Origin of the sequence: Streptomyces sp. NPDC093149, from assembly GCF_044754145.1 — a bacterium.
Taxonomy (GTDB): Bacteria; Actinomycetota; Actinomycetes; order Streptomycetales; family Streptomycetaceae; genus Streptomyces.
Genome location: NZ_JBIVON010000021.1, coordinates 70214 through 90992 on the forward strand (window position 1 = coordinate 70214; position 20779 = coordinate 90992).

18 protein-coding genes and 1 pseudogene are annotated in these 20779 nt (G+C 71.1%); 12 read left to right on the plus strand and 7 right to left on the minus strand.

The annotated features are described in order from the left end of the window. Positions 1–24: 24 nt before the first annotated feature. Complete coding sequence (gene map, locus ACIQCZ_RS36665; protein ID WP_351082493.1) at positions 25–882, plus strand: type I methionyl aminopeptidase; 858 nt, start codon at positions 25–27, stop codon at positions 880–882. Between the two features lie 267 nt (positions 883–1149). Further along, the gene (locus ACIQCZ_RS36670; RefSeq protein WP_402289463.1) at positions 1150–1815 is read left to right on the plus strand and encodes a heme oxygenase (biliverdin-producing); all 666 of its coding nucleotides are present in this window, start codon (positions 1150–1152) and stop codon (positions 1813–1815) included. A gap of 327 nt (positions 1816–2142) precedes the next feature. On the opposite strand, the gene ACIQCZ_RS36675 is transcribed toward ACIQCZ_RS36670, so the two are convergent. The 3 genes from ACIQCZ_RS36675 to ACIQCZ_RS36685 all read right to left on the minus strand — a co-directional run bounded on the left by ACIQCZ_RS36675 (position 2143) and on the right by ACIQCZ_RS36685 (position 6076). Beyond that, complete coding sequence (locus tag ACIQCZ_RS36675) at positions 2143–2856, minus strand: PhzF family phenazine biosynthesis protein (RefSeq protein ID WP_402289466.1); 714 nt, start codon at positions 2854–2856, stop codon at positions 2143–2145. Positions 2857–2950: 94 nt separating this feature from the next. Further along, complete coding sequence (locus ACIQCZ_RS36680) at positions 2951–4534, minus strand: HtaA domain-containing protein (RefSeq protein WP_402289469.1); 1584 nt, start codon at positions 4532–4534, stop codon at positions 2951–2953. Positions 4535–4591: 57 nt separating this feature from the next. Next, positions 4592–6076 carry an HtaA domain-containing protein gene (locus tag ACIQCZ_RS36685; RefSeq protein ID WP_402289472.1) on the minus strand — a complete coding sequence of 495 codons (1485 nt, stop codon included), beginning with the start codon at positions 6074–6076 and terminating at the stop codon, positions 4592–4594. Positions 6077–6212: 136 nt separating this feature from the next. Here ACIQCZ_RS36685 and ACIQCZ_RS36690 point away from each other — a divergent pair, with 136 nt between their 5' ends. The 7 genes from ACIQCZ_RS36690 (at position 6213) to ACIQCZ_RS36720 (ending at position 13871) form a co-directional block, all read left to right on the plus strand. Then, entirely contained in the window at positions 6213–7295 is a 1083-nt protein-coding gene (locus ACIQCZ_RS36690) for a hemin ABC transporter substrate-binding protein (protein ID WP_402289505.1), read from the plus strand. Beyond that, positions 7292–8395 carry a FecCD family ABC transporter permease gene (locus tag ACIQCZ_RS36695; RefSeq protein ID WP_402289474.1) on the plus strand — a complete coding sequence of 368 codons (1104 nt, stop codon included), beginning with the start codon at positions 7292–7294 and terminating at the stop codon, positions 8393–8395. Before ACIQCZ_RS36690 ends, ACIQCZ_RS36695 begins: the two co-directional genes overlap by 4 nt. Then, positions 8392–9231: a heme ABC transporter ATP-binding protein gene (locus ACIQCZ_RS36700; RefSeq protein WP_402289476.1), complete on the plus strand. Its 840-nt coding sequence runs from the start codon at positions 8392–8394 to the stop codon at positions 9229–9231. Before ACIQCZ_RS36695 ends, ACIQCZ_RS36700 begins: the two co-directional genes overlap by 4 nt. A gap of 189 nt (positions 9232–9420) precedes the next feature. Further along, positions 9421–10557, plus strand: a complete 1137-nt coding sequence (gene efeO / locus ACIQCZ_RS36705) for an iron uptake system protein EfeO (protein WP_402289479.1) — start codon at positions 9421–9423, stop codon at positions 10555–10557. Between the two features lie 19 nt (positions 10558–10576). Further along, positions 10577–11854: an iron uptake transporter deferrochelatase/peroxidase subunit gene (gene efeB, locus ACIQCZ_RS36710; protein ID WP_402289482.1), complete on the plus strand. Its 1278-nt coding sequence runs from the start codon at positions 10577–10579 to the stop codon at positions 11852–11854. Positions 11855–11871: 17 nt separating this feature from the next. After that, entirely contained in the window at positions 11872–12708 is an 837-nt protein-coding gene (gene efeU, locus ACIQCZ_RS36715; RefSeq protein ID WP_402289484.1) for an iron uptake transporter permease EfeU, read from the plus strand. A gap of 170 nt (positions 12709–12878) precedes the next feature. Then, positions 12879–13871 (plus strand): hypothetical protein, encoded by a 993-nt coding sequence (locus tag ACIQCZ_RS36720; RefSeq protein WP_402289486.1) that lies wholly within the window; start codon positions 12879–12881, stop codon positions 13869–13871. A 59-nt stretch (positions 13872–13930) separates the two neighbouring features. On the opposite strand, the gene ACIQCZ_RS36725 is transcribed toward ACIQCZ_RS36720, so the two are convergent. Both ACIQCZ_RS36725 and ACIQCZ_RS36730 read right to left on the minus strand, forming a co-directional pair. Then, on the minus strand, positions 13931–14677 hold the full coding sequence (locus tag ACIQCZ_RS36725; RefSeq protein WP_402289489.1) for a bifunctional DNA primase/polymerase: 747 nt from the start codon (positions 14675–14677) through the stop codon (positions 13931–13933). A 122-nt stretch (positions 14678–14799) separates the two neighbouring features. Continuing rightward, positions 14800–15438 (minus strand): TetR/AcrR family transcriptional regulator, encoded by a 639-nt coding sequence (locus ACIQCZ_RS36730; protein ID WP_402289490.1) that lies wholly within the window; start codon positions 15436–15438, stop codon positions 14800–14802. 134 nt (positions 15439–15572) lie between these two features. On the opposite strand from ACIQCZ_RS36730, the gene ACIQCZ_RS36735 reads away from it, so the two are divergent. Together ACIQCZ_RS36735 and ddaH are read left to right on the plus strand one after the other, a co-directional pair. After that, complete coding sequence (locus tag ACIQCZ_RS36735; RefSeq protein ID WP_402289493.1) at positions 15573–16526, plus strand: IS481 family transposase; 954 nt, start codon at positions 15573–15575, stop codon at positions 16524–16526. Positions 16527–16720: 194 nt separating this feature from the next. Beyond that, on the plus strand, positions 16721–17536 hold the full coding sequence (gene ddaH, locus ACIQCZ_RS36740; RefSeq protein ID WP_402289495.1) for a dimethylargininase: 816 nt from the start codon (positions 16721–16723) through the stop codon (positions 17534–17536). A gap of 31 nt (positions 17537–17567) precedes the next feature. On the opposite strand, the gene ACIQCZ_RS36745 is transcribed toward ddaH, so the two are convergent. Next, a complete protein-coding gene (locus tag ACIQCZ_RS36745; protein WP_402289497.1) occupies positions 17568–18575 on the minus strand; it encodes a small ribosomal subunit Rsm22 family protein in 1008 nt (335 codons plus the stop codon). Positions 18576–18716: 141 nt separating this feature from the next. Here ACIQCZ_RS36745 and ACIQCZ_RS36750 point away from each other — a divergent pair, with 141 nt between their 5' ends. Continuing rightward, on the plus strand, positions 18717–20024 hold the full coding sequence (locus tag ACIQCZ_RS36750; RefSeq protein WP_402289500.1) for a hypothetical protein: 1308 nt from the start codon (positions 18717–18719) through the stop codon (positions 20022–20024). Positions 20025–20032: 8 nt separating this feature from the next. Here ACIQCZ_RS36750 and ACIQCZ_RS36755 read toward each other — a convergent pair. Then, positions 20033–20779: pseudogene (locus ACIQCZ_RS36755) on the minus strand (transposase); the annotation flags it as partial.

The following is a 20779-nucleotide window of genomic DNA, read 5'->3' on the forward strand; positions in this document are numbered from 1 at the left end:
AGCGCGCTGGTTAGACTCGCTGACATGTCTGGCCAGTCGCTGCTCGTACCCGGGGAGATCACTCCCATCCGTTCCGTACCCGGAAACATCCGGCGCCCCGAATACGTGGGCAAGCCGGGCCCCACCCCGTACACCGGTCCGGAGCTCCAGGACGCCGACACCGTCGAGCGCATGCGCATCGCGGGGCGGATCGCCGCGCAGGCGATGGCGGAGGCCGCGAAGCACATCGCCCCGGGCGTCACGACGGACGAACTCGACCGGGTCGCCCATGAGTTCATGTGCGACCACGGCGCCTACCCGTCGACGCTCGGCTACCGGGGATTCCCCAAGTCGCTCTGCACCTCGCTCAACGAGGTGATCTGCCACGGCATCCCGGACTCCACGGTGCTGCGCGACGGCGACATCGTGAACCTCGACGTCACGGCCTACATCAACGGGGTGCACGGCGACAACAACGCCACGTACCTCTGCGGAGACGTGGACGAGGAGTCCCGGCTGCTCGTGGAGCGCACCGAGGAGTCGCTGAACCGGGCCATCAAGGCGGTCCGGCCGGGGCGGCAGGTCAATGTGATCGGGCGGGTCATCGAGTCGTACGCGAAGCGCTTCGGGTACGGGGTGGTGCGGGACTTCACCGGGCACGGGATCAATTCCTCGTTCCACTCCGGTCTGATCATTCCGCACTACGACAGCCCGCACGCGACCACCGTGATGCAGCCGGGCATGACGTTCACCATCGAGCCGATGCTGACGCTGGGCAGCCATGACTACGACATGTGGGACGACGGCTGGACCGTGGTGACGAAGGACCGCAGGCGCACCGCCCAGTTCGAGCACACGCTCGTGGTCACGGAGACGGGCGCCGAGATCCTGACGCTCCCGTAACCACGCGGACAGTTCTTCCCCTCCGAGCGGCCGCCCCCGGGCGGCCGCTTTCGCATGCCCCCGCCGCTCCCGCTGTCCGCGCGAACTCCCGCACGGAGGCGGAACCAGGCGTATCGTTTTTACCGACAGACTGTCGGGAAGCTGTTGACTTAGGTAAGCCTAAGTAGGAAGATCGGGGATGTCGACAGCCACCGCCGTACGCGGTCGCCGCCGATATTTCTGTCTCTTTCCGGACTTCCCGTCCCCCTCGGCCCCCGGAGGCCCGCCTTGGACGCAACCGCCGCTCCCACGCCCTTCTCGACGCTCATCCGCACCGCCTCGCACGAGCAGCACACCGAGGCGGAGACCTCGACCTTCATGAGCGACCTGCTCGGCGGGCGGCTCGGAGTGGACGCGTACACGCGCTACACCGAGCAGCTGTGGTTCGTGTACCGGGCACTGGAGGAGGGGGCCCAGGCGCTGCGGAGCGACCCGGTCGCCGGTCCGTTCATACGGCCCGAGCTGATGCGCACCGCCGAACTGGAGCGCGATCTGGCCCATCTGCGGGGTGTCGGCTGGCGCGAGGGGCTGGAGCCGCTGCCCGCCACGGCCGCCTACGCCGCCCGGGTCGCCGAGTGCGCCCGCACCTGGCCCGCCGGTTACGTCGCGCACCACTACACCCGGTACCTCGGCGACCTCTCGGGCGGCCAGATCATCCGTGACAGGGCGGAGAGGACCTGGGGCTTCGCGCGCAAGGGTGACGGGGTCCGGTTCTACGTCTTCGAGGAGATCTCCAACCCCGCCTCGTTCAAGCGGGGTTACCGCGAGCTGCTGGACGCGGTGAACGCGGACGACCTGGAGAAGCAGCGCGTCGTCGACGAGTGCAAGCGCGCGTTCGCACTGAACACGGCGGTGTTCCGGGAGCTGGGCGAGGTGTTCCCGCTCAGCGCGTAGCGCCTTGGCGGCGCGGCTGGAGGGTTGACCCGGGTCCACCGGTCGGCCCGGTCCGGCGTGCCGCTTCTGTCCTCAATCGCCGGACGGGCTTGATCTTCCGCCGGACGAGCTCGGATTGTTGCCGGACAGGCTCGGACCGATGCCGGGCAGGCTTGGATTGGCGCTGGTGCCGTGACCGGCAATGTTTGCCCCGTGAGGAGTGTCGTCCGGTGCGTGCGATCGCAAGGCGGCCGGAAGTCCTTGTAGCGGAGCTACCAGGACTTTTGGCCGACGCCGCGAGAGTGCGTGCTGGACGGCGCGACGGGGCAAAGCTTGCCGGGAGGGGCACTAGCCACTGACGGCCAGCATGACGCGGCCCCCGATCTCCACCGTGCCGTCCGGTGCGGGTGCGGTGAGGATCTGGGAGCCGCGTCCCTGTGTGATGTTGAGGGCGCGCCCCAGCTCCGCGCTGAGCAGCAGGGCCGCCGCGCCCGTCGCCTCGTCCTCCACGATGCCCGTGGTGCGGGCCCCGGCTCCGTCGGCGCCGCGCCCGCCGACACGCCTCGGGAACGCCCGCGCCCGCACCCGCCCCGCCGCCTCGTCCTCCCACGCCCATACGTACAGCCAGCCCTCGCCCGGCGGCGGCCCGGTCAGCGCCTCGACCTCGGCGACGGACGCGTATCGCTCCAGCGTGCGCGGCGGCGCCCACTCGGGGCGGGCCGTGATCCAGGTGAACTCCCCGTCCTGACGGGCGAAGACGTCCCCGACCGGCAGTTCCAGGATCTCCAGATCGAGCAGCCAGGCGGTGCCGACGAGCGGATGCCCGGCGAACGGGAGACGGAGTCCCGGGGTGTGGATGTCGACGTGTCCGCGCTCGGGATCGTCGACGAACACGGTCTCGCTGAAGCCGAGCCGCACGGTCAGGGCCTGCCGGGACGCCTCGTCCGGGTACGTACGCCCGTCGCGCACCACCCCGAGGGGATTGCCGTGCCGGCCGTCGGGGCCGCAGAACACCCGCAGTACGTCGATGCCCGCGGGTACGTCGAAGTCGCTGTCGCTCACCCGGGCATTGAAGCACCGCCCGAGCGGCGGCCGTACAACTGGGCCGTCACCCGGGCGGTGTCGTCGCGCGGCGGAGTCCTGCGCTGCGGACGGATCAGGCGGTACGGCGACGGCGGGCGGCGAACACCGCTCCGGATCCGGCCGCCACGACGACGGCCGAGGCGGCGAACAGGGCGCCGGCCGGGATGTCGGAGCCGGTGGAGGCGAGGGAACCCGAACCGCCGACCGAACCACCGACCGAGCCGCCGCCCACGCTGCCGCCGACGGCGGTCGTGGAGCCTCCCGCCAGGCCGGTGGAGCCCGTACCACCCGCACCAGCGGGGAGTGCGGCGTCCTCGTCGAGGGCGACCGCGACGGTCAGCGCGTCGAGCTGTTCGCCCGCCGGGTACATGCCCCCGAAGGCCTTGGTGCCGTCGGCGCTGAGCGTCGCCCGTACCGCCGAGAGGGTCACCACGCCGTCCTTCGCGGCGAGTTCGCCCTTGGGCAGCTGCAGGTCGGCGATCGCGAGGCCGGTATAGGTGGACACCTTCTTCGTCGCGCGGTCCTTGGTGGTGACGTCCGCGATCAGCGTGCCCTTCGTCCCGTTCACCTGGATCTCCAGGCCGGTCAGGGAGAGGTCCAGGGTGTACGCGCCGTTCTCCTCGTGCCCCAGGAAGCGGACCTTGCCGTCGAACCCGGCGTTCAGGGTCTGCTTCGCGGCGTCGAAGCGGCCGGTGGCGTCGGGGAACCGGTAGCCGTCCCCGGACGCGGCGGCACCGCCCGTCGTCTCGATCCTGCCGTGGGCGACGGGGCCCGTGACGTAGGCCCGGAAGGACTTCTTCACGCCCCAGTCCAGGGTGCCGTCGACGATCTCGCCCGGTTCGGCGGCGGCCGGCTCGTCGGTGGCCGAGGCGGAGGGGGACGCGGGCGAGGTGGGCTTCCCGGTCGGCCCGGTGGTCGGCTCCGTGGTGGGCTCCGTGGTCGGCTTCCCGGTGGGTTCGGTCGTCGGCTTCCCGGTCGGCCCGGTGGTCGGCTCCTCCGTGGGCTTCCCGGTCGGGGCCGTGACCGCCTTCACCGAGAGCGTGGCCGGGTCGAGCGCGTCGCCCTCCTTGTACTGGCCGTTGAACGCCTCGGAGCCCGCCTTCGTCAGTGTCGCCGGGATGTCCTTGAAGACCATCGCACCGCCCGCACCCTGGCCCGGCTTCACCGCCGAGAGGTCGAGAGCGGCGAACGCCACGTCGTCGCGGGTGCCCTCCGGGGTGGTGACGTCGACGGTGATCGTGCCGCCGGTACGGGTCGTGGCGAGTTTCACGTCGGAGAGCGTGATGTCGAGAACGCCCCCGTGGGCATAGAAGTTGACGCCGCCCCCGAAGGCGGTGTCGGTGCCGTGCGTGGCCGTGTCGTAGGTGCCCTTGCCGTCGGCGAAGGTGAACACGCCGTTGCCGGGTGCCTGGGTGGCGCCGCCCTCGACCGTGATTCTCCCGCCGGAGAACGACGAGGCGAGGTACTTGCGGAAGGACTCCTTGACGCCCCATTCCAGCGTGCCGTCCTTCAGCTCCAGCTTCGGCGCGGTGGCGGTCGCCCCGTCGGAGGCGGTGCCGTCGGCGGCGAACGCCGGTAGGGCGAACGCGGTCGCGCCGAGGGCGGCTGCCGTGGCGACGGCGGCGGCGAGAGCTGTGGGACGGCGGGTGGCTGCCATGGTCGGTGGTCTCCTCAGGGGATGGAAAGCGGGGGTGGGACGGGGGCGGGACAGCCCTCAGTTGTCGTTCTGCAGGGCGTTGCCGTTCTGCAGGGCGTTGTCGTTCTGCAGGGCGTTGTCGTTCTGCTGGGCGTTGCTGTTCCGCCGGGTGCTTCTGCGGCGGGCGAGGTACAGCGCGCCCGCCGCGGCGACGAGCACGCCCGCACCGCCGACGCCGAGGCACAGCCCGGTCCGGGGACCGGAACCGGGGTCGGCGTCGGATGCCGATGCGGCGGTGGTCGCGCTCTTCTCCGCCGGCGGGCCGGACGGGTCGGGTGTGCTGCCCAGGTCGGGCAGGGCGGGGAGTTCGGCCCCGGTGTCCACGGCGACGGCCAGCGAGACCGGGTCCATCGCGGTGCCGGCCCGGTAGAGCGAGCCGAACGCCTCCGCACCGTCGGCGGTGAGGGTCGCGGGGGCCTCGGTGAGAACGGCGAGCCCGTTCTTCGGCGTGAAGTCCTTCGCGGTGAAGGTGACGACCGGGACGGCCCTGCGCCGGTCGCCGCCGCTCGTGACGTCGGCCGAGAGCGTGCCCTTGCCCGCCTTCACCCGGACCGCGACCGCGGAGAGTTGCAGGTCGAGCCCGTCGGCACCCGTGAAGCGGACGCTGCCCGCGAAGCCTGCGTCCAGGGTCCGCCCCGCCGGGTCGTACGTGCCCTTGCCGCGGGGGAAACGGAAGAGCGCTCCGCCGTCCTGGGCGCCCTCGGCGAGGGTCCACTTCCCCTTGCCGATGGAGCCCGTGACATATTCGCGGAAGGTGCGGCGCACGCCCCAGTCGACGGCGGCGTCCTCGAAGCGTCCCGCCGTCTTCCGCGCCTTCTCCGTCCTCTTCGAATCCTTCGGCTTCTCGGGGGACTTGGACGCGGACGGCTGCCCGGCGGGGGCGGAGGTGTCCACGGAGAGGCTGATCGGGTCGAGCGGCGTGCCGGCCGTGTAGTAGCCGGCGAACGCCTTCGCGCCCTGTGAAGTCAGCGTCGCCGGGATGTTGTCGAGGGCGATGGGGGTGGAACCGCCCTTCATGTCGATCCCGGACAGGCCGAGCCTCGCCAGCGGCACCTGGGCGGCCGAGGTGACGCGACCGCTCCCCCGGTCCTTGCTGACCATGTCCGCGTGGACGGTGCCGACGCCGCCCGTGATGCGGACCGTGGGGCGGCTGATGGTGAGGTCCAGCTCGTAGCCGCCGACGGGCTTCTTGTGGCCGAGGAACCGGACCCCGCCCGCGAAGCCGGAGCTGAAGGCACCGGTCGCCGGGTCGTAGGAACCGGTGGCGGAATGGAAGCGGAACTGGCTGCCGCCGACCGTGGCGGCACCACCGGTCAGGCTCCAACTGCCCTTCGCGACGGGGCCGGTGACGTAACTCTGGAAGGAGGACTTGATGCCCCAGTCCAGCCTGCCGCCCTGCACCGTGCGACTTGCCGCTTGCGCGGCGGTGGCCGGGAGCAGCGCTCCGAGCAACACCGCGAGAAGCGCGCCGACGAGCGCGCGGGCAGGTCTGGACGACAGCATGAGAACCCCTCCGAGGTCTGGAAAGTGAGGTAAGGCTAACCTAAGTCACATGAGCCTTCCGGAGGGACCCCTTCCACCGCATTGCTCGCAAACCATGCCCAACCGCTCACCGCAGAAGGACAGGACGGTGCCCCCAGTGCGCTTCTCGCAGGACTTCGCCCCGCCGGTCCGGGGCGCCCGGCGACCACGGCGCGGGCCGGTCAGGACCCGTGGACCGCTGGCCGCGCTGACGGCCGCCGTCGCCCTCGCTCTCGTCCTGACCGGCTGCGGCGGCAGTTCGGACACGGGGGCGCCCGTCGCCCGTTCCGGCGACGCCGAGGCCGATCGCGTCGAGCCCCTGACCACCGCGCCGGAGCCCCGGCTGCCGGTCACGGTGAAGTCGGCTGACGGAACCGAGGTCACCGTCGCCTCGACCGACCGCATCGTTCCGCTGACCGGTGGCCTGAACGAGATCGTCTTCACACTCGGTCTCGGCGAGCGGGTCGTGGCCCGTGACATCACCGCCACCTTCGAACAGGCCGCGAAACTCCCGGTGGTGACCCGCGCCCATGACGTCTCGGCGGAGAGCGTGCTCTCGCTGAAGCCGACGGTCGTCCTGGCGGAGACCACGACCGGCCCCGCGGAGGCCATCGACCAGATCCGCGACGCGGGCATCCCGCTCGTCGTCGTCGCACCGGCCGAGGAGCTCGACGACGTCGGCCGCCGGATCGACGCCGTGGCGGCGGCCCTCGGCGTGCCGGACTCGGGCGCCGAACTCGACGCGCGCACCCGGTCGCGCATCGAGGCCGTACAGGAGTCCGTGCCCACCCCGGCCGACGGGCGCGAGAAGCCCCGGGTCGCCTTCCTCTATCTGCGCGGCTCGGCCTCCGTCCATCTGCTGGGCGGCCGGGATTCCGGCGCGAGTTCGCTCATCGAGGCGGCGGGGGCCGTCGACGCGGGCAAGGCGTCCGGGCTGAAGAAGGACTTCACCGCCATCACCAGCGAGGCCCTGGCCAAGGCCGCGCCCGACGCCATCCTGGTGATGACCAAGGGACTCGACTCGGTGGGCGGCGTCGACGGTCTGGTGAAGATCCCGGGCGTCGCCGAGACCCCGGCCGGAATCGACCGGCGGATCATCTCCATCGACGACGGCGTGCTGCTGAACTACGGTCCGCGCACGGACCGGGTGCTGAGCGAACTGGTCGCCCGGCTCCACCCGAAGGACGGGGCGGGCCGGTGACCGCCTCGTACGGCGAACGCACCCGGCCGGCCACCACCACCGCGGCCCCCGGCACCCGGACACCCGGACCCCGGCGCTCCACCGGCCTCGCGCTGACCGGGGGGCTGCTCGCCGCCCTCGGGGTGTGCTGCCTGCTCTCCGCCGGACTCGGCGCGTACAGCATCCCGCTCGGCGACGTCCTCGCCTCCGTCCAGCACCGGCTCGGCCTCGGCGGCGCCGCGCTCGACCGGGTCGGGGAGAGCGTGCTGTGGAACGTACGGCTGCCGAGGGTCGTCCTCGCACTGCTCGTCGGGGCGTCACTGGGCTGCGCGGGCGCCCTGATGCAGGGCGTGTTCGGCAACCCGCTCGCCGAACCCGGGGTGATCGGGATCTCCTCGGGCGCGGCGGTCGGCGCCGTCGCCTCGATCGCGCTCGGGCTGAACTTCCTCGGCAACTGGACCATCACGGTCTGCGCGTTCGCCGCCGGGCTCGCGACCGTACTGCTGGTGTACACGCTGTCGCGGTCGGGCGGCCGGACGGAGGTCGTGACGCTGATCCTCACCGGGATCGCGGTCAACGCCTTCGCGGGCGCGCTGATCGGGCTGTTCGTCTTCTTCGCCGACAACGCGCAGATCTCCCAGATCACCTTCTGGCAGCTGGGCTCGCTGGCGCAGGCGACCTGGCCCAAGGTGCTCGCCGTGCTGCCGTGCGCGGCGCTCGGGCTGCTCGTGGCGCCGCTCCACTCCCGGAGGCTGGACCTCCTCGCGCTCGGCGAGCGGCCCGCCCGGCATCTGGGGGTCGACGTCGAGCGGCTGCGGATCGTCCTCGTCCTCGTGGTGGCGCTGCTGACCGCCGCCGCGGTGGCGGTCGCCGGGATCATCTCGTTCGTGGGGCTGCTGGTTCCTCATCTGCTGCGGATGGCCAACGGTCCCGGGCACCGCTTCCTGGTCCCCGGCAGCGCGCTCGGCGGCGCGCTGGTACTGGTGGCCGGTGATCTCGCGGCCCGCACCGTCGCCGCTCCCGCCGAGCTGCCACTCGGCGTGCTGACCGCGCTCTTCGGCAGCCCGTTCTTCTTCTGGCTGCTGCGCAGGACCCGTCGTGGGCAAGGTGGTTGGGCATGAGGTCACCGAGGAATCCGTTCCGGGTACGGGGCCGACGGCTGCCCGCTCCCGTCCCGCCCGGCTCCCCCGTCGCCGAGGCGTGCGGGCTACGGGTGCGGCTGGGCGGGCGGCCGGTGCTGGACTCCGTCGAACTGACGGCGTACGCGGGCGAGGTGCTGGCACTCGTCGGGCCCAACGGGGCGGGGAAGTCGACCTTGTTGGCGGCACTGGCCGCCGATCTTCCCGCCGAGAGCGGCACGGTACGGATCGGCGGGCGTCCGGCCACCGACTGGTCCGCCGCCGAACTCGCCCTGCGCCGGGCCGTGCTGCCGCAGTCCGCCGCGCTGTCGTTCCCGTTCCCGGTGGCGGACGTCGTACGGATGGGGCGGGCACCGTGGGCCGGGACGGAGCGGGCGGACGAGGACGAGCCGGCCGTCGCCGCGGCGATGGCCGCCACCGAGGTGACCGAGTTCGCCGGACGGCCCTTCTCCGCGCTGTCCGGTGGCGAGCGGGCCCGGGTCGCGCTGGCCAGGGTGCTGGCACAGCGCGCCCCGCTGCTGCTGCTCGACGAGCCGACCGCCGCGCTGGATCTGCGCCACCAGGAGTTGGTGCTGCGGCTCTGCCGGGAGCGGGCCGCCGCCGGGGACGCGGTCGTCGTCGTGCTGCACGATCTGGGGCTGGCCGCGGCGTACGCGGACCGGGCCGCCGTACTGCGGGACGGGCGGATCGCGGTGGCGGGCCCGCCCGTCGAGGTGTTCACGGGCGAGCTGCTCGGCGAGGTCTACCGGCAGCCGGTCGAGGTCTTCCCGCATCCGCGCACCGGGGTGCCCCTCGTCGTACCGACACGAGGGACTTGACCATTGCTTGACCTTCCCATGAGCCTTCCATGAGGCGATCGTGATCTCTCCGTTCCCGCACTGCCGGGATGAGAGCTGAATCACTGCACAGGTGGGGACGGGTCAGGTAAGCCTCGGTTAAGTTAGGTCCGCCTCACCTGTCTTTGTCCGACCTTCTCCCGCTTCTCCTTCATCCTCTGTGGAGCCCGTATGCGAGCCGTTCGTTTCTCCGTCGTCACCGCTGCCGCGACGGTGGCAGCCCTGACCGCCGTCACGGGCTGCGCGCAGAAGAGCGACGGAAAGGGAGACAACGCCCTGCAGGTCGTCGCGAAGGACGACGCCTGCGAGCTCTCGAAGAAGAAGCTCCCGGCCGGTCACGTCGAACTGGCCGTACAGAACAAGGGCTCGAAGGTCACCGAGGTCTACGTCCTCTTCCCGGACGACCGCATCGCCGCGGAGCGCGAGAACATCGGCCCCGGCACCAAGGCCACCATCACCGCCGAGGTGAAGGCCGGCTCGTACAACGTCGTCTGCAAGCCCGGCATGAAGGGCGAGGGCATCCGGCAGCAGATCGAGGTCGCCGGCGGCACCGTCGCCAAGCGCAGCCCCGAGATGGACAAGGCCGTCGCGGAGTACCGCACCTACGTGCAGGCGCAGGCCGACGAGACGCTGCCCAAGGCCAAGAAGTTCACGGACGCCGTGGCCGCCGGTGACATCGAGGCCGCCAAGAAGATGTACGCCGACTCCCGGCTCGGCTGGGAGCGCACCGAGCCGGTCGCCGAGTCCTTCGGCGACATCGACCCGAAGGTCGACCTCCGCGAGGACGGTCTGGAGGACGGCCAGAAGTGGACCGGCTGGCACCGTCTGGAGAAGGCGCTGTGGCAGGAGAAGAAGCTGGGCGCCGAGGAGAAGGCCCTGGCGCCGGTGCTCTACAAGGATCTGCTCGACTGGCAGAAGCGGGTCGGCACGGCGGAGATCACCCCGACCTCGATGGCCAATGGCGCCAAGGAGCTCCTCGACGAGGTCGCCACCGGCAAGGTCACCGGTGAGGAGGAGCGCTACAGCCACACCGACCTGATCGACTTCAAGGGCAATGTCGAGGGCGCGGAGAAGTCCTACGAGCTGCTGAAGCCGATCGCCTCGAAGAACGACCCGACGCTGACGGCGACCCTGGACAAGCAGTTCGCGGCGCTGAACACGCTGCTGGACAAGTACCGCAAGGACAAGAGCTCCTACGAATTCACCTCGTACGAGAAGGTCGGCAAGGCCGACCGCAAGGAACTGTCGGACGCGGTCAACGCGCTGGCCGAGCCGCTGTCCCGGCTCGCCGCCGCGGTGACGAAGTAACGGGCCGGGAGGGACCGGGATGTCCGAGGACACGCAGAACACCGCCGTGGACGGCGCCGGGACCGGTGGCCGTGCCCCGTCCCGCCGGGCGCTGCTGGGCTGGGGAGGCGCCGGACTGGCGCTGGGCGCGGCCGTGGCGGGTGGCGCGGTCGCCGCGGTGCGGCCGGGGAGCGACGCGGTGCCGACCGCGGACAGCGGTGCGGCCGTTCCGTTCCACGGTGCGCACCAGGCCGGTATCGCCACCGCCGTGCAGGACAGGCTGCACTTCGCCGCGTTCGACGTCACGACGAAGGACCGCGCCGAGCTGATCTCGCTGCTCAAGGAGTGGACCCGGGCGGCCGAGCGGATGACGGCCGGTCACGCGGTCGGCGACGGTGCCTACGGTGGTCTCGCCGAGGCCCCGCCGGACGACACGGGCGAGGCGCTGGGGCTCAAGCCGTCCCGGCTCACGCTCACCATCGGCTTCGGCCCCTCGCTCTTCGCCAAGGGCCGGTTCGGCCTGGAGGACAGGCGTCCCGAGGCACTCGTCGATCTGCCGAAGTTCCCCGGCGACAACCTCGACGCGGCACGCAGCGGCGGCGACCTCTGCGTACAGGCGTGCGCGGACGACCCGCAGGTCGCGGTGCACGCCATCCGCAACCTCGCCAGGATCGGCATGGGCCGCACCGCGATCCGCTGGTCCCAGCTCGGCTTCGGCAAGACGTCCTCGACGACGCCGGACGCACAGACCCCGCGCAACATGATGGGCTTCAAGGACGGCACCCGGAACGTCTCCGGAACCGACACCGCCGCCCTGGACAAGCACGTGTGGGTGGGTGAGAAGGACAAGGCGGGCTGGATGACCGGGGGTTCGTACCTGGTGGCCCGGCGCATCCGGATGCACATCGAGACCTGGGACCGCGCGTCGCTCCAGGAGCAGGAGGACGTCTTCGGCCGCGACAAGGGCGAGGGCGCCCCGGTCGGCAGGTCCAAGGAGCGCGACGAGCCGTTCCTGAAGGCGATGCTGCCGACCGCGCACGTGCGGCTCGCGCACCCGGACAGCAACGACGGTGCGACGATCCTGCGCCGCGGGTACTCCTTCACCGACGGCACGGACGGCCTCGGACGGCTCGACGCCGGGCTGTTCTTCATCGCCTACCAGCGCGATTCCCGCAAGGCGTTCATTCCGCTGCAGCGGCGCCTCGCGGCGAACGACGCGCTCAACGAGTACATCCAGCACGTGGGTTCGGCGCACTTCGCCGTCCCGCCGGGCGTCCGCGACAAGGACGACTGGTGGGGCCGGGCGCTGTTCTCGTAGAGAAGGAGAACCGAGACGTGTTCAGCAATTTCCTGATCGGCCTGCGCGAGGGCCTTGAGGCCAGCCTGGTCGTCTGCATCCTCATCGCGTATCTGGTGAAGACCGGCAACAAGAACAAGCTGGTGCCGATCTGGATCGGTGTCGGTATCGCGATCGTCGTCAGTCTGGCGTTCGGCGCCGGTCTCGAATTCGGTTCGCAGGAGATGACGTTCAAGGCCCAGGAGGCGCTCGGCGGTTCGCTGTCGATCGTCTCGGTCGGCCTGGTCACCTGGATGGTCTTCTGGATGCGGCGCACCGCGCGGCATCTGAAGACGGAACTGCACGGCAAGCTCGACGCGGCGCTCGCGATGGGTACCGGCGCGCTGGTCGCCACGGCGCTCCTCGCGGTGGGCCGGGAGGGCCTGGAGACCTCGCTGTTCGTGTGGCGTGCGGTGCACGCGGCGGACGACGGCTGGCACCCGATGATCGGCGCGTTCCTCGGTATCGCGGCCGCCGTCGTACTGGGCTGGCTGTTCTACCGCGGCGCGCTGAAGATCAACCTGTCGAAGTTCTTCACCTGGACCGGCGGCATGCTGGTGATCGTCGCCGCGGGCGTGCTCGCGTACGGCGTCCACGACCTGCAGGAAGCCGAGTTCCTGGGCGGTATCCACAACCAGGCGTTCGACATCAGCGCCACGATTCCGCCGGACAGCTGGTACGGCACGCTGCTGAAGGGCACGTTCAACTTCCAGCCGGACCCGACCGTTCTTCAGATCACGGTGTGGGCGCTGTATCTGATCCCCACACTCGCGCTGTTCCTCGCCCCGGTAGGGTTCGGACGGTCAGAGAGCCGGGCAGTGGGCAGCGCGGGTTAAGGAGCGGGGCCGGGGTGCGTGCATCGCAAGGCGGAGGATCGATTCAACGCGAAGCGTTGGTGATTGACGACAACGCCGCGAGGTGCGTGCCCCGGCCCCGCGATGCCGCGACGTCCGCTGCCCGGCCCTCTCCGTGGGGGCGACGGATCAGAAGGCGCGGAAAGCAACGGATGAGAAGCCTGGGGCCGATTCGGCCGGCGGCGGTGCTCGCGACGGTGACGATGCTGTCCTTGACGGCGAGCGGTTGCGTGACGGTGCACGGCGAGCTGGAAGTGGTACCGGCGGCGACCAGGTCCGAGGCCGCCCGGGCACTGAAGGATTTCACCGCCGCGTACAACGCGGCGGACAAGGCCTACGACCCGGCTCTGGACGCGGACCGGGTCACGGGCCCGCTCGGCGCGATCAACCAGGCCGGGCTGCGGGCGCGGCAGAAGAACAATCCGAACGGCAACGCGACCCACCGGCCGTTGGAACTGACCGACGCCAGATATCTCATCCCGAAGAAGGCCGGCTGGCCGCGCTGGTTCCTCGCGGACACCGACTCCAACCGCGACGAGGACACCGGGAAGCTGGACACCCGCTGGCTGCTCGTCTTCGTCAAGTCCGGGCCCGGCGCGGGCTGGAGAACCTCGTATCTGTCGGTCGTCCCGTCGTCCCAGGTGCCCGGCTTCTCGAAGGACGACGACGGCCGGGCCGAACCGGTGGCGCCGGACGGTTCCGAACTGGCCGTGGCACCGGAGGACTTGAGCACCCGGTACACGGAGTACCTGCAGAAGGGCACCCCGGACGTCTTCGCCCCCGGCGCCGCCACTTCGGGCTGGCGGGAGGCGCGCCGCACCACCCGGCGGGCGGGCTTCTCGTACCAGTACATCGATCAGCCGCTGGACAGCGGCACGTTCGCCCCGCTCGGCCTGAGGACGGACGACGGCGGGGCGCTGGTCTTCTTCAGCAGCAAGCACTTCGAACGGCAGACCGCGGCGAAGGGACTGCGCCCGCCGCTCAACGCGGATGTGGAGGCGCTGCTGACCGGTGAGGTGCGGTCCACCCTCACCAAGGAGCGGATCTCCAGTCAGCTGGTGTACGTCCCGAAGAAGGGCGCGAAGGACGGCAAGGTGGTCATGCTGAACCGCCTGCCGGGCCTCACGGCGGCGAAGGGTTCCTGAGCGGGGCGGTGTCGAACCCGTCGCCCAGGATCCGTCCTGGCCGGCCCGTCGGACCGGTCTCAGCGGCTCATCGGCCACGCCACCGAGCCGTGGTCGAGATCACCCTGGTCCGTCGCGTCCGCGTACTGCGCACACGCGTCGGTGAGCGTCTCCAGCAGCGTCAGCGGATCGGGCAGCGGGTTCTCCGGCCCCCGGACCCACTGCACGTCCAGCTCACCGGGAAGCCTGGCCGGCGGCAGGAGTACGTAGCTGCCGCGGCAGTGCCAGCGCAGTCCCGGGTGCTCGTCCATGGTCTCGGGGTGGCAGTCCAGCTCGCACGGCCACCACTCGTCCTCGTCCTCGGGGGTGCCACGGGTGGCGGTGAAGAAGAGCATCCGGTCGTCGCCGGACCGGGCGACGGGGCCGACGTCGATGCCCGCGGCGAGGAGCCGCTCCAGTGCCTGGCCGCCCGCGGACAGCGGGACGTCGAGCACGTCGTGGATCATGCCGGTCGCCGTGATGAAGTTGGCCTGACGCTGGCTGCGTGCCCAGCGCTCGATCTGGGCCCGGTCGGTGGTGGACTGCGTCTGCCAGGCGAAGGAGACGGGGTGCCGGGCGGGAGTGGGACAGCCGATGCGTTCACAGGAACATCGGTAGCCGACCGGGTGGGCGGCGGGCGCGATCGGCATTCCGGCCTCGGCGACGGCCAGGAGCAGCGCCTCCCGGGCGGTGTCGTCGACCTCGCGCTGCTGCGGTTTGGGTCGGCGGCGAAGCCATTGGGAAAATTTGCTCTCGGAGCCGCGATAACGGCCGAAATCGGCGCCCATCTATCCCCTTACCTCTGCGTTGCCCCTGTCCATCGTCCCACCATCCTGCGCCTCGGGTGGCCGGAGTCCCGAAGCGGGGTACGGCGGACAGTGCGACGGGCTGGGCGCTATCACACTTCTTGTCACGAAATGACGGGTGCGTCTTCGTGCGGTGTCAGCCCGCGCAGGGTGTAGTCGACGACCGTGTCCACGTACGCATGGGTGAGCGGGAGGGTCCGCAGCAGCCAGCGGTGGGTGAGCGGTCCGACGAGGAGCTCCAGGGCGATGCGCGGATCGACGTCGGCGCGCACCTGGCCCGCCTCCTGGGCGGCGCGCAGCCGCGCTGCGTACAGCTGGAGCGACGGGTCGAGGAGCTTCTGGACGAATTCGGCGCCGAGTCGCGGGTCGACGATCCCCTCGGCCGCCAGCGCCCTGGTCGGCGCCTCGAAGGCGGGGTCGGTCAGCTCGTCGACGGTGGCCCGCAGCACGGCCCTGAGGTCGGCCGCGAGATCACCGGTGTCCGGAATTCCCTGGGTCTCGCCCCCGCCGCCCTGCTCGGCGGCCCGGTCGCCGAGGGCGACGAAGGCGTCCAGGAGGACGGCCGCCTTGGAGGGCCACCACCGGTAGATCGTCTGCTTCCCGACGCCGGCCCGTGCGGCGATGGCCTCGATGGTGGTCCTGGGGTAGCCGACCTCACCGACCAGGCCGAGAGCCGCGTCATGGATCGCGCGGCGCGAGCTCTCGCTGCGGCGGCTGGAGTCGGGCGGCCTGTTCTCTGCCATGCCGGTCAATCTAGTTGTTCTGTCCGGGGAGGTTGTGGACAGGTGAGCGAGATCTCGGCTGAGGGATCTTGAACGGATGAGGGCCTTTCGGGTTCGGTGTGGATTGCGACGTCTACACCGACCGAAAGGCCCTCGTGCCCCACCGTAACGCACCCCTGACCGAGACCGGCCGCCTGCGTCTGGCCCGCTGCGTCGTCGAGGACAACTGGCCCCTGCGCCGGGCCGCCGAGCGCTTCCAGGTCTCGCCGACCACAGCCCAGCGGTGGGCCGCCCGCTACCGCCGTTTCGGCGAGGCGGGCATGGCGGACCGGTCAAGCCGTCCGCACACCAGCCCGCACCGGACCCCGACCCGCACCGAACGCCGGATCATCAAGGTCCGGATCCTGCGGCGGTGGGGACCGGCCCGCATCGCGCACCTGCTCGGACTGGTGCCCTCGACCGTGCACCGCGTGCTGACCCGCTTCGGCCTGGCCCGCCTGACCCATCTCGACCGGGCCACCGGCCGCGTCATACGCCGCTACGAACGCGACAGGCCCGGCGAACTCGTCCACGTCGACATCAAGAAGCTCGGCAACATCCCCGACGGCGGCGGCCACAGAGCACTGGGCCGCCAGGCCGGCCGCAAGACCCGGTCCGGGGCCGGCTACAGCTACATCCACACCGCCGTCGACGACCACTCCCGCCTCGCCTACAGCGAGATCCACGGCGACGAGAAGAAGGAAACCGCCACCGGGTTCTGGCAACGGGCCCAGGCCTTCTTCACCTCGTGCGGCATCACCGTCGAACGGGTCCTCACCGACAACGGCGCCTGCTACAAGTCCCATGCCTGGCGCAACACCCTGGCAGCGGCCGGGATCGCCCACAAGCGGACCCGGCCCTACCGCCCGCAGACCAACGGCAAGGTCGAGCGCCTCAACCGCACCCTGCTCGACGAATGGGCCTACGCACGCCCCTACCGCTCAGAACAAGAACGACGAGACGCGTTCCCCCAGTGGCTGCACACCTACAATCACCACCGCGGACACACCGCACTCGCAGGCAAACCACCCGCCAGCCGCGTCCCCAACCTCACAGGGCAATACATCTAGTGCCCCTCCCGGCACACTTTGCCGGTCACGGCACCAGCAGCGGCACGAGTCGATACGTATCGTCTCATCGTCGTCGGGAACCACCCGATCGGATCACTGCACAACCGGCCCCGGAGAGCGGACCATGGGCTCACGCACACACCCGTGCGAAGTCCCCGGCAGGCCACCCCTGCCGTGTTCGTGAGGAGCCTTCATTGCCTCGTGAAGCCACACCCCGCCGATACCTGATGTGCGCTCCCGCCCACTTCAGGGTGACGTACTCCATCAACCCCTGGATGGACCCCAGCAAGCCCGTGGATCTCCCCCTGGCCCAGACCCAGTGGGAGGACCTGCGCGACCGCTACCGCACCCTCGGGCACACCGTGGAACTGCTCGCTCCCCGGCCCGAGCTGCCCGACATGGTCTTCGCCGCCAACGGCGCCACCGTCGTCGACGGCCGCGTCCTGGGTGCCCGGTTCGCGTACCGGGAGAGGCTCGAGGAGGCGGAGGCCCATCGTGAGTGGTTCCGGGCCAACGGCTTCACCGAGATCCACGAACCGGCCCACGTCAACGAGGGCGAGGGCGACTTCGCGGTCACCGCGTCGTACCTCCTGGCCGGCCGGGGCTTCCGGTCCAGCCCGCTCTCGCACGACGAGGCGCAGGAGTTCTTCGGCCGCCCGGTGATCGGGCTCGATCTGGTCGACCCGCGCTACTACCACCTGGACACGGCGCTGTGCGTGCTCGACGAGGCGGGGGACGAGATCATGTACTACCCGGGCGCCTTCTCGCCGGGCAGCCGGTCGGTGCTGGCGCGGCTCTTCCCCGACGCGCTGATCGCCGGGGAGGCGGACGCGGCGGCGCTCGGCCTGAACGCGGTGAGCGACGGGCTCCATGTGCTGCTGCCGCAGGCGGCCACGGGGCTCTTCGATCCGTTGCGGGCACGCGGGTTCGAGCCCGTGCCGATGGATCTGGGCGAGCTGCTGAAGGGCGGCGGCAGTGTGAAGTGCTGCACGCAGGAACTGCGCGGGTAGCCGGCCCGTCGGTTCGGTCGTCCGGCGGCCCTCAGCCGCCGGAGCGGCCCGCGTCGTGCGGCGGCCACGCGTCGCCCCACGCGATGTCCCGGGCGGCCCGGTACAGCTCGCCGTGCCGCTTGGTGACCGTGGCGCGGCGCAGCGCCTCGTCACGGGTGCACAGGTCCAGCAGCACCTGCCCCTTGCGGATCTGCGGTTTGCGGGTGACCCGCGCCCGGACGGGCTCCGTCCCGAAACGGGTCGCCACGACGTAGCTGAACTTCTCGTCCTCGTACGGCAGCGAGCCGCCCTTGACCTGCCGGTGCAGCGAGGACCGGCTGACCCGGGCCGAGAAGTGGCACCAGTCCGTGCCCGGCTCGATGGGGCAGGCGTCGTCGTGCGGGCACGGGGCGGCGACCTTCAGCCCGGCGGCGATCAGCCGGTCGCGGGCCTCGATGATCCGGGCATAGCCGTCGGGGGTGCCCGGCTCGACCACCACGACCGCTTGTGCCGCGGCCGCCGCGGTGTCGACGAGGCCGGTGCGGACGTCCGAGGTCAGTTCCTTGAGTACGTAGGAGATGGTGACCAGGTCCGTGGGGGCGAGGTCGAGGTCCGCGCCGATCCGGGCGCGGCGCCACTCGGCGGCGCGCAGGCCGGGGACGCCGGAGAGCGCGGCCAGTTCACGGCCGAGGGCGAGTGCGGGCTCGGCCCAGTCCAGGACGGTCGTCCGCGGCCCCTCCCAGGCCCCTGCCACGGCCCAGCTCGCAGCTCCGGTACCGCCGCCGATGTCGGTGTGCGTGACGGGCGCCCAGTCCGGGGCAGCCTCCTGGAGCGCGGCGAGGGCAGCCCGTACGGCTTCGAAGGTCGCGGGCATCCGGTACGCGGCGTACGCGGCGACGTCGGAGCGGTCGCGGAGCACCGGGGCGTCGGTGGGGGTGGTCCCGCGGTAGTTGGCGATGAGCCGGTCGACGGCCTGGGCGGCCTGCTTGGGCGGCAGCCCGTCGAGCAGTCCGGCCAGCGCCGTGCGCAGGGCTTCCGCGGTGGGGAGGGTGGCGTTCACCGACGAATTGTAGGCGCAGGCCACCCGCCCGCTCGTGGCCCGGCACCGGTGGTGAACCACAATGCCTGCGAACTGCCGCGAGCCCTGCGCCAGTTGCTACGCTGACCGGCGCGAGGTCGGGACAGCCCATCGAGGGAAACCATGAGACAGAAGATCGTGCGCCTGGTTCTGGTCGGCGGAGTTCTCCTGCTTGCCATGCTTCTTCTGCTGGCCACCTGCGGCAGCGGTGAGAAGAGCTCCGACAAGTCGAAGAAGCAGGTGAGGACGAGTGCGTCCACGGTGACGCGGCTCACCGTCCCCTCCGTGTTCGCGCCGGAGCGCGGCTGGGAGCTCATCGGCACCTCGCCCGACTACGCGATCTCCCGGACGACGGGCGCTCTCGCCTACCTGGCGCGGGTCTCGGAGGGCAAGTACCAGCTGCGGACCATCGACGCGGAGACCGGAGAGGCGGGCTGGCACGGGGAGGCGTGGCGGCCCCCGTCCCCGCAGCACTTCCCGAAGCTCGTCCCGGTCACCGTGGGCGACCACGAGTACTTCGTGACATGGGCGTACGGGAAGGTCGGCGAGAACGCGCTGACCCCCGCCGACACGATCGTCTCGCTGGACGTCTACAACGTGCAGGACGGCTCCCGGCGACGCGTCGAGGTGCCGTGGAACTCCGTGCCGACGGTCTCCACCAGCGGCCCCGGCATCCTCATCAGCGACGGCCGGACGAACAGCGCGGTCGTCGACCCGGTGACCGGCCGGGTGTCCACGGTCGCCGCCTCCGCGATCAAGTACCCGAAGGGCTGCACGAGCTGCAAGCAGCTCACCGAGGTGCTCGGCATGACGGAGAAGGGCCTTCTCGTCACCGGGGCCAAGGAGTTCTGGGTGCAGGACGGCTGGTTCAGCCGCGATGTCGCCCCCAAGGGCACCGACCGGCTCAGCGGCATCCCGACCTCGGTGATCCCGGGCATGGTGCTGGCGAAGTGGCAGCTCGCGAAGGGGGCCAAGCGCGCCACCACCCACGACCTGTGGACGGTGCACGACGTGGAGACGGGCAAGCCGCTCGCCTCGGTGGAGTGCAGCAAGCCCGCGATCAAGCCGGGCCAGTACCCGCAGCTCGTCTCCGCGCCCTCGGGGAACTTCCTGGTGGCCGGACCGCTCGCCTTCGACCTGCTGACCAAGCGGGGCTTCTGCTTCGAGGGGACGGACGGCACGAAGCCGCTGACGCTGGCGTCGGTGAACGACGACGGCATCGCGTACGGCGCGGCGAACGCCCGCAACGCGGCGGACGTACTGGCCGGCGGCGGCACCCCCGTCGCGGTCGCGATCAGGAGCGGCACGACGGGGGCCCTGCCCTCGAACCAACTGGTCCCGGGCGAGGTGACGTCGGACGGTCTCGGGCTCTTCCACTGGACGGACGAGAAGGACCGCCCGCATCTGATCGGCTACCCGAGCGCCCATTAGCTTGATCTTTAACCTGTGCGGCGTGGTCGTGGGGTCGTTGACTTCTTCTGTCTCATGCCTGACTTGCCGATGGTGTGCACGTCGTGGCGTGGGGTGGGTCGGGTGTTCTTGCGGCCCGGCGGCCGTCCTGGTCCGGGGCGGGAAGGTTTCGGTGCTGCGGCGGGACAGGTCGCCTGCGGGCGGAGGTGCCGAAAAGCGCGGCGGACTCGGGCGGGAGTCAGTCTGTCGGGCGGGCTTGGTTTCTCCCACGGCCGCCGGAGGTCGGCCGCCTGCGGGCGGGCCAGACGCAGCTGGGTGAAGACGGCGAGGATCAGCCAGGTCCAGCGGTCGGCGGCTTCGGGGCTGCGGATCTTCGGGCAGGTCCAGCCCAGGGTCTGCTTGAACAGGCGGAAGGTGTGCTCGATGTCGAAGCGCCGCAGGAATGCCTGCCAGAGCAGATCGACCTGGGCAGGGGTGGCGTCGGTGCCCGACCACCACAGCCAGACCGGTTTCGGTGTCGCACCGCTGGGCAAGTGGTCGACCTGCAGGCGGATCACGGTGCCCTCGATCACTGGCAGGGCGCCCAGTTGGGCGGTCCAGGCCGAGCGGTGGGTCAGTCTCGGATGGAGCCGGTCCCAGGCCCGTGCGGCGGCGGTGCCGTAGAGGCGGGTCTCGGTCACCGTGTGTGCGTCGGGGGTGTTCCAGGTGGCGGGGTCGCCGAACACGAACTCGTCGCCGTGGCGGGGCGGACGGCCCCTCACGCCGGGCTCGCGGGT

What these genes read in the sequence shown, in the direction of transcription:
- efeB (WP_402289482.1), top strand. Translation starts at nt 10,577, where the DNA reads ATGTCCGAGGACACGCAGAACACCGCCGTGGACGGCGCCGGGACCGGT.
- ACIQCZ_RS36750 (WP_402289500.1), top strand. Translation starts at nt 18,717, where the DNA reads ATGAGACAGAAGATCGTGCGCCTGGTTCTGGTCGGCGGAGTTCTCCTG.
- efeO (WP_402289479.1), top strand. Translation starts at nt 9,421, where the DNA reads ATGCGAGCCGTTCGTTTCTCCGTCGTCACCGCTGCCGCGACGGTGGCA.
- ACIQCZ_RS36700 (WP_402289476.1), top strand. Translation starts at nt 8,392, where the DNA reads ATGAGGTCACCGAGGAATCCGTTCCGGGTACGGGGCCGACGGCTGCCC.
- map (WP_351082493.1), top strand. Translation starts at nt 25, where the DNA reads ATGTCTGGCCAGTCGCTGCTCGTACCCGGGGAGATCACTCCCATCCGT.
- ACIQCZ_RS36730 (WP_402289490.1), bottom strand. Translation starts at nt 15,438, where the DNA reads ATGGCAGAGAACAGGCCGCCCGACTCCAGCCGCCGCAGCGAGAGCTCG.
- ACIQCZ_RS36685 (WP_402289472.1), bottom strand. Translation starts at nt 6,076, where the DNA reads ATGCTGTCGTCCAGACCTGCCCGCGCGCTCGTCGGCGCGCTTCTCGCG.
- ACIQCZ_RS36725 (WP_402289489.1), bottom strand. Translation starts at nt 14,677, where the DNA reads ATGGGCGCCGATTTCGGCCGTTATCGCGGCTCCGAGAGCAAATTTTCC.
- ACIQCZ_RS36720 (WP_402289486.1), top strand. Translation starts at nt 12,879, where the DNA reads ATGAGAAGCCTGGGGCCGATTCGGCCGGCGGCGGTGCTCGCGACGGTG.
- ACIQCZ_RS36680 (WP_402289469.1), bottom strand. Translation starts at nt 4,534, where the DNA reads ATGGCAGCCACCCGCCGTCCCACAGCTCTCGCCGCCGCCGTCGCCACG.